Here is a 13,285-nt window from a genome sequence, read left to right on the forward strand (position 1 = left end):
AATCCGTCACAAATTTAAAATTAACAAATCATTTTTGGTCATTAATCATGTCCGTAAAGACAATTGAAGGAGTCGATCTATGGCTGGGCTTGATAAACGTGTGATGACATATCAAGAAGCGCTTGATGGTTTAACTGACAATATGGTCGTACTAGCTGGCGGCTTTGGGTTATGCGGTATTCCTGAAAATCTGATTGCGGAAGTTTGCCGTCGAGGGGTGAAAGAACTTACTGTTGTATCTAATAATTGTGGCGTTGATGGATTTGGTTTGGGTGTCCTGCTTGAAGCATCTCAAATACGTAAAATTATTGCTTCTTATGTGGGTGAAAACGATCTGTTTGAACAACAGGTTCTCAAGGGAGAGCTTGAAGCAGTACTGACTCCACAAGGAACATTGGCGGAGCAATTACGTGCTGGTGGTGCTGGTATCCCTGCTTTTTTCACTGCCACCGGCTACGGTACGCCTGTCGCAGAAGGTAAAGAAACCCGTGAGTTTGATGGGAAACACTACATTATGGAAAAAGCGATTACCGGTGATTTCGCGCTGGTAAAAGGGTGGAAAGCTGACTGGTATGGCAATGTTATTTACCGCAATACAGCACAGAATTTTAATCCTCTGGTTGCGGCGGCAGGGCGTATTACGGTTGTCGAAGTTGAAGAGATTGTTGCTCCCGGTGAATTAGATCCCGCCATGATCCATACCCCAGGTATTTTTGTTGATCGCTTAATACAAGGGCAATTTGAAAAACGTATTGAACAGCAAACGTTGCGTTGTGTGGGAGGGATCTAAATATGCTAACACGTGAACAGATGGCAATCCGTATCGCTCGTGAGTTGCAAGATGGTTATTACGTCAATTTAGGCATTGGTATCCCAACGTTGGTGGCTAACTATATCCCTGATGGTGTTGATGTGATGCTGCAATCTGAAAATGGCTTATTGGGTATCGGTGAGTTTCCGACCATCGAGCAATTGGATCCCGATATGATTAATGCAGGTAAGCAAACCATTACCGCACGTAAAGGCGCTGCGATTTTCGATTCCGCACTCTCTTTTGCCATGATCCGCGGCGGCCATGTCGATTTAACCGTATTAGGTGCATTTGAAGTTGATGTGAGCGGCAATATTGCTTCATGGATGGTTCCGGGAAAAATCATCAAAGGTATGGGAGGGGCTATGGATTTGGTCGCTGGCGCTGAAAATATCATTGTTGTGATGACTCACACAGCGAAGGATGGGAAATCTAAATTATTGCCCGCCTGTACTTTGCCATTAACGGGAGCCGCTTGCATTCAACGTGTGCTTACTGATCTAGCTTTGTTGGATATTGCTGATGGAGCCTTCATTTTGCGTGAACGAGCACCAGGGGTCAGCATTGATGAAATAGCCGTTAAAACAGCAGGAAAATTAATTATTCCAAATCATGTTCCTGAAATGAGTTTCGCTGGGTAAGGAGAACACAGATGCAAGATGTTGTTATTGTTGCTGCAACACGTACGCCTATCGGGGTTTTTCAAGGTGCATTGTCATCCCTTTCGGCCGTTGAGCTTGGCGCTATTGTTATTCGTTCACTATTAGATAAAACCACTATTTCAGAGGACGATGTCGATGAAGTTATATTTGGTCAAGTATTAACAACTGGCTGCGGGCAAAATCCAGCGAGGCAAACAGCATTAAAAGCGGGGCTTTCGGTAACGACGCCTGCTGTCACTATCAACTTAGTGTGTGGCTCTGGTCTGGAAGCAGTGAAACAAGCGGCACAAGCTATTCGTTGTGGTGATGCTGATATTATTATTGCTGGTGGCCAAGAGAGTATGAGTCAAGCGCCTTATTACCTTGATGGAGTGCGTTCAGGGCTACGATTGGGCCATCAGACAATAAAAGATAGCTTAGTGCATGATGGTCTATGGGATGCCTTTAACGATTATCATATGGGGGTCACGGCGGAAAATCTTGCTGAAAAATATACGATTACTCGTGAGCAACAAGATCAATTTGCGCTGAATTCACAGAAAAAAGCGCTAGCCGCAATACAAATGGGGCGTTTTAGCGCTGAAATCACCCCTGTCACTATCCCACAGAAAGCAAAACCTTCACGGGTTGTTGATACTGATGAACAACCGAGACCCAATACTCAAGCGGAAAAATTGGCCCAGCTCTCTCCTGTATTTCGTTCCGTTAATGGTTCTGTGACAGCAGGCAATTCTTCTTCCATTAATGATGGTGCTGCTGCGGTGATGCTGATGAGTGAAGCAAAAGCTAACAGCCTTGGTGTGCCAATACTGGCACGGGTCGTCAGTTATGCGGTTGTGGGAGTCGATCCAGCTATTATGGGGATTGGCCCTGTTGACGCTGTCCAATGCTGTTTAGAAAAAGCCGAATGGTCGATTGATGAGTTGGATTTAATTGAAGCCAATGAGGCTTTTGCTGCCCAAGCGCTCGCGGTTGGTGAAGTACTCGGTTGGGACAGTGAAAAGGTGAATGTGAATGGCGGCGCTATCGCATTGGGCCACCCTATAGGTGCATCAGGTTGCCGCATTCTTGTCACGTTAATTCATGAAATGGCACGGCGTAATGTCGGGAAAGGGCTTGCGACACTGTGTATCGGAGGAGGCCAAGGCATTGCATTAGCGATAGAACGACCACAAGGAGCCAATCATGCAACATATTAATGTCAGTATTATTGGTGCTGGGTTGATGGGGGTCGGTATTGCAACTCATTTTGCAAGGTATGGTCATGCTATTTGGTTGTATGACACTGATGACTCAAGAATTGCGGAAGCCAAAGTCGTTGCGAGCCATATCCTTGATGAGCTGATCGCAGCTGAACAGTTTTCACCAAATAATAAGCAGCAAGTGATTCAACGATTATATGGAACGACTTGCTTAAAAGATATTGCGTCATCGAGTTTAATCATTGAAGCGATCCCTGAAAGGCTAGAGCTAAAACATACGTTGTATGCGCAACTGGAACAATATATTGCACCAGACGCTATTATTGCTAGCAATACCAGTGGGCTGCTTCCCGATGATCTTGCTGCACATCTCAATTATCCAGAACGTTTGCTCATCGCGCATTTTTGGAATCCCCCTCATTTTATTCCTTTAGTGGAAATTGTACCGAGTTCAGTCACCAAGCCTGAGTATCTTAGCGCCGTTCAGCAATGGCTAGTTGAAATGCAGTTAGAAGCTGTTGTGTTAGAGCGCGCAGCCCCTGGTTTTGTTGGTAATCGCTTACAGTTTGCTTTACTTCGAGAAGCGCTACACATCGTTAACAGTGGTATTGCGAGTGCAGAAACCGTCGATCGCGTGATGAGAGCGTCATTAGGGCGGCGCTACGTGATGGTCGGCCCTCTGGAAGCCGCTGATATGACAGGACTCACAACCGTATTGGATATTTGTAGCCATTTGTTGCCTGAGCTGGCATCGGGTAACGAAATGATGTCATTAGTGGCGGAAAAAATTGAGGCTGGGCACACAGGTTTACGTAGTGGGCAAGGTTTCTATTGTTGGGATGAAACACGTAAAGATTATATTCAAAAACGCAGAGAGCATCAGTTACGTTTTGGCTTAGCGCCGTAATTTCTCTTTTATTTCCTATATAAGAAAACTGAGGTGTCATAATGAGTGTATTAATTGCACTAGCGGCGCTGTGCCTTCTAATGTTGGCAGCTTATCGTGGATACAGTGTTATTCTCTTTGCTCCTATCGCAGCGATGGGGGCGGTATTACTGACCGATCCGAGTGCTGTCGCCCCTGCTTTTACGGGGCTATTTATGGAAAAAATGGTTGGTTTCGTTAAGCTTTATTTCCCTGTGTTTTTACTCGGTGCTGTTTTTGGTAAATTAGTGGAATTATCGGGCTTTTCTCATTCAATTGTTGCTGCTGTTATTAAAATTATAGGCAGACAGCATACTATCCCAGTCATCGTTATTGCGTGTGCTTTATTAACCTATGGTGGTGTCTCTTTATTTGTGGTGGTATTTGCCATTTATCCGTTTGCCGCTGAGTTATTTAGACAAAGTCATATTCCCAAACGCTTGATCCCTGCAACAATAGCGCTAGGAGCATTTTCTTTCACGATGGATGCTTTACCGGGTACACCGCAAATTCAAAATATCATACCGACCAGTTTCTTTGGTACAACGACTTGGGCAGCACCTTGGCTGGGTTTGATTGGTTCAGTATTTATTATTGTACTTGGATTAACTTACTTAGAACGTCAAAGACGTAAAGCTAAAATTAAAAATGAAGGTTATGGTACTGAATTACGTAATGAACCAGAAACCCCCGAAAATATTGCGTTGCCTAATCCAATTATTGCGATTGCTCCATTGTTCTTAGTGGGTATTTTAAATTTAGTGTTTACTTACTTTATTCCTAAATGGTACGGAGCTGAAAATGAATTAATGCTACCAGGGCTCTCTGCGCCCATTATGACTAATTTAAGTAAGATCACGGCTATTTGGGCGGTTGAGGCGGCTTTACTTGCCGGTATCTTATTAGTGATTATTTTAGGTTATCGTAATATTCGCGGGCGGCTGGCCGAAGGGAGTCGGAGTGCTGTTAGCGGTGCGATCCTTGCTGCAATGAATACCGCTTCAGAGTATGGTTTCGGTGCTGTGATTGCCGCATTACCTGGTTTTTTAGTGCTTTCAAAGGCACTGTCAGCCATTCCTAATCCGTTACTTAATGAAGCGATTAGTATTACAACATTAGCGGGTATAACTGGTTCAGCATCGGGTGGGATGAGTATTGCCTTAGCCGCGATGGCCGATAATTTTATTGCAGCAGCTCATGCAGCGAATATCCCTCTTGAAGTCTTTCACCGTGTCGCATCAATGGCGAGTGGTGGCATGGATACGCTTCCGCACAACGGTGCGGTGATCACATTACTTGCGATCACAGGTTTGAGCCATAGAGAAGCTTATGGTGGGATCTTTGCGATAACAATTATTAAAAGCTTAGCGGTATTCTTTATTATCGGTGTTTTTTATATGACAGGTATTGTGTAAGAACGCTAATGGTATTTTTATTTGAGGAAAATAATGATGAACTTAAATGGAAAAACGGCCCTTATTACAGGCTCAACCAGTGGGATAGGTCTAGGAATAGCGAAAGTATTTGCTCAAACGGGCGCTAACATCATTCTTAATGGGTTTGGTGATATTGAATTAGCAAAAGCAGAAGTGGCACAGGGTAATAAAATACCGGGTTATCACGGGGCAGATTTAAGTGATGAGGAGCAAATTCAGGATATGATGCACTATGCTAACCAAGAATTTGGTGGTGTAGATATTCTTATTAATAATGCAGGTATTCAGTATGTTTCTCCTGTGGAGTCATTTCCTGTTGATAAATGGAATGCAATCATTGCTATTAACCTTTCGTCCGTATTTCATACCTCGCGTTTAGCCTTACCACATATGCAGAAGAATAATTGGGGAAGAATTATTAATATTGCTTCTGTGCATGGTCTCGTTGCTTCAAAAAACAAATCAGCATATGTTGCTGCTAAACATGGCGTTATTGGTTTAACCAAAAGTATTGCATTAGAAACCGCTCGCACTAATGTTACTTGTAATGCTATTTGCCCTGGCTGGGTATTAACACCGTTAGTACAACAGCAGATTGATCAGCGCATTGCCGATGGCGCTAATCCAGAAGAGGCGGTAAAAGAACTGCTAGAAGAAAAACAACCATCAGCGCAATTTGTTACTCCTCAACAAATCGGCGAGCTTGCCCTGTTTCTATGTTCTAAGAGTGCCACTCAAGTTCGAGGTGTGGCTTGGAATATGGATGGTGGTTGGATTGCTCAATAATATACCCGTCATACTTCAAGTTGCAGCGTTGTTGACTACGTTCATTCGCACTAGTCACATAGTTTTCTATGCTCCTAGCGCCTCATTCGCTTGTCGCCTAGCTGCACCTCGAATTATTTAGGGTATATACTCGTTATATTTCAAAAAACGGTGTTAATGAAGTCTCCGATTGATCGCGCTCGACAACATGGTAAAGTTTACCCATAACAGGCCTAGCCTCACTATTGTTCAATGGATTTATACACCAAAATGGCAAAACTTACCTTACAAGAGCAGATGTTAAAAGCGGGACTTGTGACCAGCAAAAAAATGGCAAAAGTCCAAAGAACGGCGAAAAAATCACGCGTTCAGGCGCGTGAAGCACGAGAAGCCGTTGCGGAAAATAAAAAAGCCCAAGTTGAGCGTGATAAGCAACTTAGCGAGCAACAAAAGCAAGCGACGTTATCGAAAGAGTATAAAGCTCAAGTGAAGCAACTGATTGAAATGAATAGAATTGACCTACTAAAGGGCGATATTAGCTTTAACTTTACTGATAATAATTTGATTAAGAATATCGAGGTCGATAAACAAACGCATGCCCAATTGGTTAATGGGCGCTTAGCGATTGCGCGTTTATCTATCGATAACAATGGGGTCAGTGAGTATGCGGTGATCCCTGCGAGTGTGGCGGATAAAATCGCTCAGCGGGATGTGGACAGCATCGTGCTACACAGTGCTTTGAGCCCAGAAGAACAAGATGAAGACGATCCATACGCTGATTTTAAAATACCTGATGATTTGATGTGGTAGCAGGCTAACTTTTCAAAATGGGCTAACGCTATGCACTTTGATCTCTTCCTGAGTGATAGGGTGGACAAAGTGCAACTCACTGGCGTGCAACATCAAACGTAACGGTTGCCCAGTATCAAGCTGCTGGGTACCACCATAGAGGTCGCAGCCTAAAATAGGATGGCCTAGCAGCTGGCTGTGAATACGTAACTGATGTGTTCGCCCTGTTTCTGGCGTCAGCTGCACACGTGTGACTGGCAATTGTGTGCCTCTTCCCAACTGATGATAACTACGTTCAATCACGTGATAGTGTGATCGGGCTGGTTTACCATGGGTAGAGCTGATTGACATCAATGGAAACAGGGCGGGGTCTTTGGCGATTGCCGCGTCTATCGTGCCTTGATCATTGTTCAAGTGCCCACAAAGTAGAGCATGATATATTTTTTTGACGGTGCGCTGGCTAAATTGCTGGCTAAGCGCCGCATTGATTGTTTTATTAAGGGCAACGACCATTAAACCTGAAGTCCCAAAATCTAAGCGATGAACCAAGGTACAATCAGGAAATCTTTTTACCAGCCGATAATGCACGGAATCTAAATTTAGTGGGTTCTTTCCCGAAAGACTGAGCAGTCCGCTGGGCTTGTTGATCAGTGCCAGATGATCGTCATGGTAGAGGATTTCGATTTCATCATGGCACGGAGGGGCAATAAAGGTATCGATAATTGTGGACATGTTACGGCCTAATCGAAGCATAAGGCTCTATAATAACTAATTTTCAGGTAACAAGCTAAATTAAAGGCAGAGTTTGTTATACTCTAGGCAGTAATGAAATAATTGAATAGGCGATAATGGCGATGAATGGAACAATCACAACATGGTTTGAAGATAAAGGTTTTGGGTTTATCAAAGATGAAAATGGCGATAACCGCTATTTTCACGTGGTTAAGGTCGCCAATCCTGATTTGATTAAGAAAAATGCGGCGGTCACTTTTGAACCAACGACCAATAATAAAGGGTTATCAGCCTACGCTGTTAAAGTGATCCCTGAAAGCAAATATGTTTATATTGCAGGTGAACGTATTAAGCTCACATCTATCAAATCTTATGTGGTTTATAGCGAAGAAGTTCCTGCTGATACCGGTATTAATAAAGAAAACACTGTATTGTCCGTGGGCGCTTTGATGAATAGCATCAGACCAAAATCAGACATTAAACCAGGTGATATGCGCTCATTGAAAAAACTGGCGATTACCACATTACACGGTACAACACTGACCTTCTCAGAAGATGAAATTGATATCGATGAAACGGTGAAATTAATTAAGTGACCTTAGGGCGGTAAGATATGTTGGAATTTTTAAAAAATTACGATAATTTAACAATTAGCGAAAAAAAAGTATTAAAATATCTTACCGATAATATTGCTGATATCCCTTATTTAAATATTAATGAATTAGTGGCTAAAACCTTTGTATCAAAAACGGTGATCATTAATTTATCTCAAAAGTTAGGGTTCAGTGGTTTTAAAGAACTTAAATTTCAAATTAATAATTATATTTTAAGCAAAAACAAAACAGAAAAAATAAACCCGTCATCCTATAAAAAACAACTAGAAAGAAATATTAATAAAAGCTTCACATTGATCAATGAGGAGCAAATTGCGGATTGTGCTAAAACTTTACGTCATTCCCGAAATATTTTTATTGTTGCAAGGGGCACCAGTAAAGCGGTCGGTTTTTACCTTGAGCATATGCTGTTTGCTTTGGGGCTACATTGTTTTTTTATTAATGATTACAACTTATCTGATTCATTCACTCGATTAGTCACCAAGGACGATACAGTGATTTTTATTTCCCTCTCAGGAGGAACGAAAAAAATTATTGAAACAGCGAGGATCGTGCAACTAAAAGAGGCAAATATCATTAGTATGACGGCATTTCATACCAATGAATTGACGAGTTATGCAAGTAACGCTTTGTTTTGTTTTTCAGATAGTTATGACACTAAAGCGGATGATACTAAATCCAGAACTGGCTTTTTTATTTTAGTTGATTTACTGATCAATGAATTGGAATATTTACTATAAAATAATTTAAATAAAGTTAAATTAGGCCCTTTTTCACCTAAATAAACGGGCTATGTACTATTACTTATTTTAATTTAACGTAAATGGTCTTGGTTTGTTGTTTTTAGTACACAAAAAATATCCTCTTTGCTATTTACAGCAGTTTCCTTCCATATCGCATAAAATAAAATGACCTAGGTCATAATTAATGACCTAAGATAATATTTAAAACCGCAATATCATTTATTTTAAGAAATGCCCGAGCTAGTATCGCTTTTATTTTATATTCGAAGTCATAAGGAAAAAAATATGGCCAGAAAAAAGTTCGGTGAATCAATTCAACGTTTTGGGAGAACGTTACTTCTCCCAATCGGTGTTTTGGCACCAATTGGTATGATACTGGGTATCAGCGGTGCTTTAGTACAAACCTATATGATTGCTCGTTTTCCTTTCCTAGGGAATGAAACCGTCAATGCGTTATTAGTCAGTATCCGTTCTATTGCAGGTGTTATTTTTGATAATATTCCGCTCCTTTTCGCAATGGGGGTGGCTTATGGCATGAGCTTAAAAGATAAAGGCATTGCGGTTTTTGCCTCTGTCGTTGGTTATCTAACATTAATTATTACCATTAATATCTGGCTGGTGCTGACAGGTAAGCTTGCTGATCCGGCCATTATGACTCAGGTTGGGCAAATAAAGGTGTTAGGCATACAAACCATGAATATCAGCGCCGCAGGCGGGATCATCACAGGTTTAATTGCCGCATGGGCCACCGATAAATTCTATAACCTTGAGTTACCGACAGCATTTGCCTTCTTTTCAGGTAAAAAATCAGTCTCGATTATTATGATTGGTTTGATGATCGCAGTGGGCGCGGTTTTACCTTTCATCTGGGAAATATTAGTACTTGGCTTGATGAAACTATCCGCCGTGATCCTCAGCCCTGTCGGACCATTCTTTACTGCGGGTGGTGAACGACTGTTTATTCCATTTGGTTTACACCATGTTTGGAACGTTTTATTTAGATTTACAGAAGCTGGTGGTTCTTACGTTATTGATGGGCAAACCTTTGTAGGTGTTGTTCCTGCCATGACTGAAGTGCTATTCAAGCAAGGACCAAACAGCGAATACTGGGCAATGATGCCAAGTCTGACTCGTTTTATGGCGCAGCAGCAGATGTTGGTGACCTTGTTCTTATTCCCTGCTATTGCATTAGCCATTTATAAAACATCTAAAAAAGAGAACCGTGCTGAAGTTAAATCGATGCTAGTCACCATGGTATTAACGGCCATGTTAGGTAACGTGACTGAACCATTAGAATTTACCTTCGTCTTTATCGCACCACTTTTATATTTAGTTTATGCAGTCATTGTCGGTATCGGTGCAGTGCTGCTTTCTTTAGCGGGTGTTGCAATCGGCTACATCAGGGGAACAGTGTTTGACTTCACTATCTTTGGTTTGTTGTATGAACACACGAACTGGATCTTCTTAGTGATTATCGGAAGCTGTTTAGCGGTTGTCACTTACTTTATCTTCTACTGGGCTATCATCAAATTTGATATCAAAACACCAGGCAGAGAAGAATCAAGTAACCTGAAAAATACTTTAATTAAAGAAAAGCGTTATGGCGAAATTGCAGAAATCCTGATTAATGCATTAGGTGGTAAACAAAATATTCGCAACGTTGATAACTGTATTACCCGTATGCGAATTGATGTCGCAGAAGTGAATCAAATTGATAAAGATTTAATGTTGGAATCTGGCTGTACTGCATTCTTCTTCCCATCGGCAAACCATGTCCATGTTGTTTATGGGCCGAAAGTTGAGTTTGTACGTAATGCGGTTGATGAAGCAATGAAGAAATAAAGAAGGGATACAAAATGAGAGCGTTATACGATTCTAAAAGTAAAACTATTGATGACCGTGGAATAAAAGATCTGTTATCAAATGAAGCCAAATATTCAACTTGGTTAATGTTTGAATCAATGCTAGCTCAGGCTCAGGCTGAACTTGGTTTTATTCCTCAATCGGCAGCGGATGAAATTAAAGAAAAGGCGGTTATCGAGAATATCGATTTTGAAGAAATGAACCGTATTTACCAAAAAATCGGTCATGGCTTTGTACCATTTTTAAAAGTATTGGTGAATGCTTGCTCAGAAGAGAGTGGTAAATATATCCATTATGGAATTACTACCCAAAATATACAGCAGAGTTCACAGCTGTATATGATGAAGACTGTACATCATAAGTTTATGTTGCTGCTAGGGGAGATCATTGAGAATTTATCCAATTTAGCACTGAAAACCAAATCAATGGTGATGGCTGGAAGAACGCATGGTCGCCATGCAATTCCTATCACTTATGGTTATAAAGTTTCTGTTTGGATCAGTGACTTTATCGATTGCTACCAACGCATGCAAGAATGTGAAAAGCGTGTATTCACTATCATGATGGGTGGCGCAGTTGGGGCATTTAACTCAATGCCCGGTGTCGGTTTAAAAGTGCAAAAAAGGGTTGCCGAGCTAGTGGGCATGGAAGCGATGGAAGTGCCATCAAGAAACCTTAGCACACATAAATTAGAGTATATGGCCAACTTAGCGCTGATGGCGAATATCTGCCATAAAATTGGTGAAGAAGTTTACAGCACAACACTTGAAGAAATTGCTGAGGTTTCTGAAGGGTTTACTAAAGGCACGGTGGGTAGCAGCACCATGCCACATAAAATTAACCCTAAATTGGCAAAAGGGATTATTGCTAACTCACAAAAATTATACTCATTACCAAGTGTTGGTATGTATTCCGCAGTGAGGCCGTATGAGGGCGATAGCAGTTCATACATGTTGTTTGATGGATTGATTGAGGAAGCGTTAGAGCTAACCACAGAGATCTTGCTAAGAACAGAAGAGCTTTCTAGAACTATTGTGCCTCATGAAGACAGAATGCTACACAACGTTCTCAGAAATAAAGGGCTAGATAATACTGAGTACGTGATGATGAAAATGGCTGAAAAGCTGGGTAAAGATAAAGCTCACTCACTGCTTTACGATGAAGCAATTAAAACTGCTGCTGATGGTGAAGATTTTTATACCAACCTAACGAAGAATGAGGTCATTTCAGCGGCATTTAGCCATGATGAAATCAAAGAGATGTTAGATCCTCGCGCTTATATTGGTTTATCAGTTGAAATCGCAGAGAAAGAAGCAAAACGTGGCTTTGCTACCTCACAAAAGATCCAACAGCATTATAAGTAAAACGTAATAATAGAGAGTTACCGGCGTTTATGGTAACTCTCTACTCTATCCCTTCTAAAATTTATCTCAATCCTTCAGTTAACATTGATAATCATCTTTTTTGGAGTAAGTGTTTATCCATATTGGATTAATAAATACGCTACGGTGAATATTTAGTCTTTTTATGATCTGTTTTCGGTATTTTATGTTTTCGTAGAAAAAGATAAAATGTGAATTCGCACGAGAAAAATCTGTAATAGCGGGTGAGTAATACTGAATTTTTAAGTATTCATTCGTGTTTCTTATGCATCTACTTATTTCTTGTACTTTATCATTAAATTTAAAATTACCATTATAAATAATCACGCATTGGTTAAATAAATAACGAGATGCTTACTGTATGAAATGAGTGAATTTGATTTTTTATTTAAAATAACGTCGTGGATTTGTTAATTTCATCGACTATTTACATAAATTAGTATTTTATTTTATATTTTTTTAGTAATTAAGATTTTGTTAGTAATTTTTGATAGTCTTTTTGAAATAAAACACCAATTAAATTGGTTTTATCTGTTAATTGTGTTTTTTAATTGGTTTTTAGCGGTTTTTTTATTTGTTTTAACTCATATCTATTTTAATTGTTTATTGTAAATTATTGTTTCTGAATTACATGTATTGCATGTAACCTATTTTACTACGTTATTTAATCAAATATTTTTTCTTATTTTAAAAGCAAATTTGGCTTTAGTTAGATTGCTAATTAATAAGGGGTTTTATTTTACTCCTCTTCTGTGTTGATCGAAAAAACCGATCAAAAATAAAATGATGATAGTTATTATCTATCAAATTGAACCTTTTTGATCGAAAAAAACAATTTTTAACTCGAAACATGATTCTATACCTTAATGCGAGTTGACGAATATTTTGCTTATAAACAACACATACAATGAATCAGTTAATAATGATTCGAGAGGTTTAGAATGCGAGAAAATGATCCGTTATCCAATAATATTGGCAAGATGTTGAAGTCTTATCGTAGAAGAACCGGATTAACAGGAAGCGAGTTAGCCAAAAGAATTAATGTGAGTCAGCAACAAATATCCCGTTATGAGAATGGGGTTAATAATATAACATTCGATAAACTGATTGTACTTTTTAATGCACTTGAAATGGATGGATCAGATATTGAGGTGTTTTTCGAAAAAATCAAACGTTTTGTTGATTCTGACGAATATAAAAACATGCACAGAGAGTAATAAAGCATAGACAGATATTTAAATTTAATTGAATTACAGTTTCGTAATTTAATTAAATTCGATCATTTTAACTGTGTTTTTATTTAAATGGTATTAACCCTCCTCTATTGTCAAAATTTTTGCAATAAATAAACATAAGGAACT

General features: G+C 40.0%; 13 protein-coding genes. 12 read left to right on the forward strand and 1 reads right to left on the reverse strand.

Translation table 11 applies throughout. The features are described from left to right. The first annotated feature begins 79 nt into the window (after positions 1-79). The 7 genes from AC3Z9T_RS19205 to AC3Z9T_RS19235 all read left to right on the forward strand — a co-directional run bounded on the left by AC3Z9T_RS19205 (position 80) and on the right by AC3Z9T_RS19235 (position 6,611). Complete coding sequence (locus tag AC3Z9T_RS19205; protein ID WP_490127697.1) at positions 80-790, forward strand: CoA transferase subunit A; 711 nt, start codon at positions 80-82, stop codon at positions 788-790. A 2-nt stretch (positions 791-792) separates the two neighbouring features. Beyond that, a complete protein-coding gene (locus AC3Z9T_RS19210; protein ID WP_490127698.1) occupies positions 793-1,452 on the forward strand; it encodes a 3-oxoacid CoA-transferase subunit B in 660 nt (219 codons plus the stop codon). Positions 1,453-1,463: 11 nt separating this feature from the next. Next, on the forward strand, positions 1,464-2,672 hold the full coding sequence (locus tag AC3Z9T_RS19215) for an acetyl-CoA C-acetyltransferase (protein ID WP_490127699.1): 1,209 nt from the start codon (positions 1,464-1,466) through the stop codon (positions 2,670-2,672). Continuing rightward, positions 2,659-3,582 (forward strand): 3-hydroxyacyl-CoA dehydrogenase family protein, encoded by a 924-nt coding sequence (locus AC3Z9T_RS19220; RefSeq protein ID WP_490127700.1) that lies wholly within the window; start codon positions 2,659-2,661, stop codon positions 3,580-3,582. The genes AC3Z9T_RS19215 and AC3Z9T_RS19220 overlap by 14 nt, the downstream gene beginning before the upstream one ends. A 38-nt stretch (positions 3,583-3,620) precedes the next feature. Further along, positions 3,621-5,015 carry a GntP family permease gene (locus AC3Z9T_RS19225; RefSeq protein ID WP_490127792.1) on the forward strand — a complete coding sequence of 465 codons (1,395 nt, stop codon included), beginning with the start codon at positions 3,621-3,623 and terminating at the stop codon, positions 5,013-5,015. A 36-nt stretch (positions 5,016-5,051) separates the two neighbouring features. Continuing rightward, positions 5,052-5,822 (forward strand): 3-hydroxybutyrate dehydrogenase, encoded by a 771-nt coding sequence (locus AC3Z9T_RS19230; protein ID WP_490127793.1) that lies wholly within the window; start codon positions 5,052-5,054, stop codon positions 5,820-5,822. 249 nt (positions 5,823-6,071) lie between these two features. Then, on the forward strand, positions 6,072-6,611 hold the full coding sequence (locus tag AC3Z9T_RS19235) for a DUF2058 domain-containing protein (protein ID WP_490127701.1): 540 nt from the start codon (positions 6,072-6,074) through the stop codon (positions 6,609-6,611). Positions 6,612-6,623: 12 nt separating this feature from the next. On the opposite strand, the gene AC3Z9T_RS19240 is transcribed toward AC3Z9T_RS19235, so the two are convergent. Then, positions 6,624-7,322 carry an RluA family pseudouridine synthase gene (locus tag AC3Z9T_RS19240; RefSeq protein ID WP_490127702.1) on the reverse strand — a complete coding sequence of 233 codons (699 nt, stop codon included), beginning with the start codon at positions 7,320-7,322 and terminating at the stop codon, positions 6,624-6,626. Between the two features lie 116 nt (positions 7,323-7,438). On the opposite strand from AC3Z9T_RS19240, the gene AC3Z9T_RS19245 reads away from it, so the two are divergent. The 5 genes from AC3Z9T_RS19245 to AC3Z9T_RS19265 all read left to right on the forward strand — a co-directional run bounded on the left by AC3Z9T_RS19245 (position 7,439) and on the right by AC3Z9T_RS19265 (position 13,141). Beyond that, a complete protein-coding gene (locus tag AC3Z9T_RS19245; RefSeq protein ID WP_490127703.1) occupies positions 7,439-7,918 on the forward strand; it encodes a cold-shock protein in 480 nt (159 codons plus the stop codon). Between the two features lie 17 nt (positions 7,919-7,935). After that, positions 7,936-8,676 carry a MurR/RpiR family transcriptional regulator gene (locus AC3Z9T_RS19250; RefSeq protein ID WP_490127704.1) on the forward strand — a complete coding sequence of 247 codons (741 nt, stop codon included), beginning with the start codon at positions 7,936-7,938 and terminating at the stop codon, positions 8,674-8,676. Between the two features lie 288 nt (positions 8,677-8,964). After that, complete coding sequence (locus tag AC3Z9T_RS19255; RefSeq protein ID WP_490127705.1) at positions 8,965-10,521, forward strand: PTS transporter subunit EIIC; 1,557 nt, start codon at positions 8,965-8,967, stop codon at positions 10,519-10,521. Between the two features lie 14 nt (positions 10,522-10,535). Beyond that, entirely contained in the window at positions 10,536-11,906 is a 1,371-nt protein-coding gene (locus tag AC3Z9T_RS19260; RefSeq protein ID WP_490127706.1) for a class-II fumarase/aspartase family protein, read from the forward strand. A 959-nt stretch (positions 11,907-12,865) separates the two neighbouring features. Beyond that, positions 12,866-13,141: a helix-turn-helix domain-containing protein gene (locus AC3Z9T_RS19265; protein ID WP_490127707.1), complete on the forward strand. Its 276-nt coding sequence runs from the start codon at positions 12,866-12,868 to the stop codon at positions 13,139-13,141. Positions 13,142-13,285 lie beyond the last annotated feature (144 nt).

This window comes from Providencia sp. 6390, from assembly GCF_058148425.1.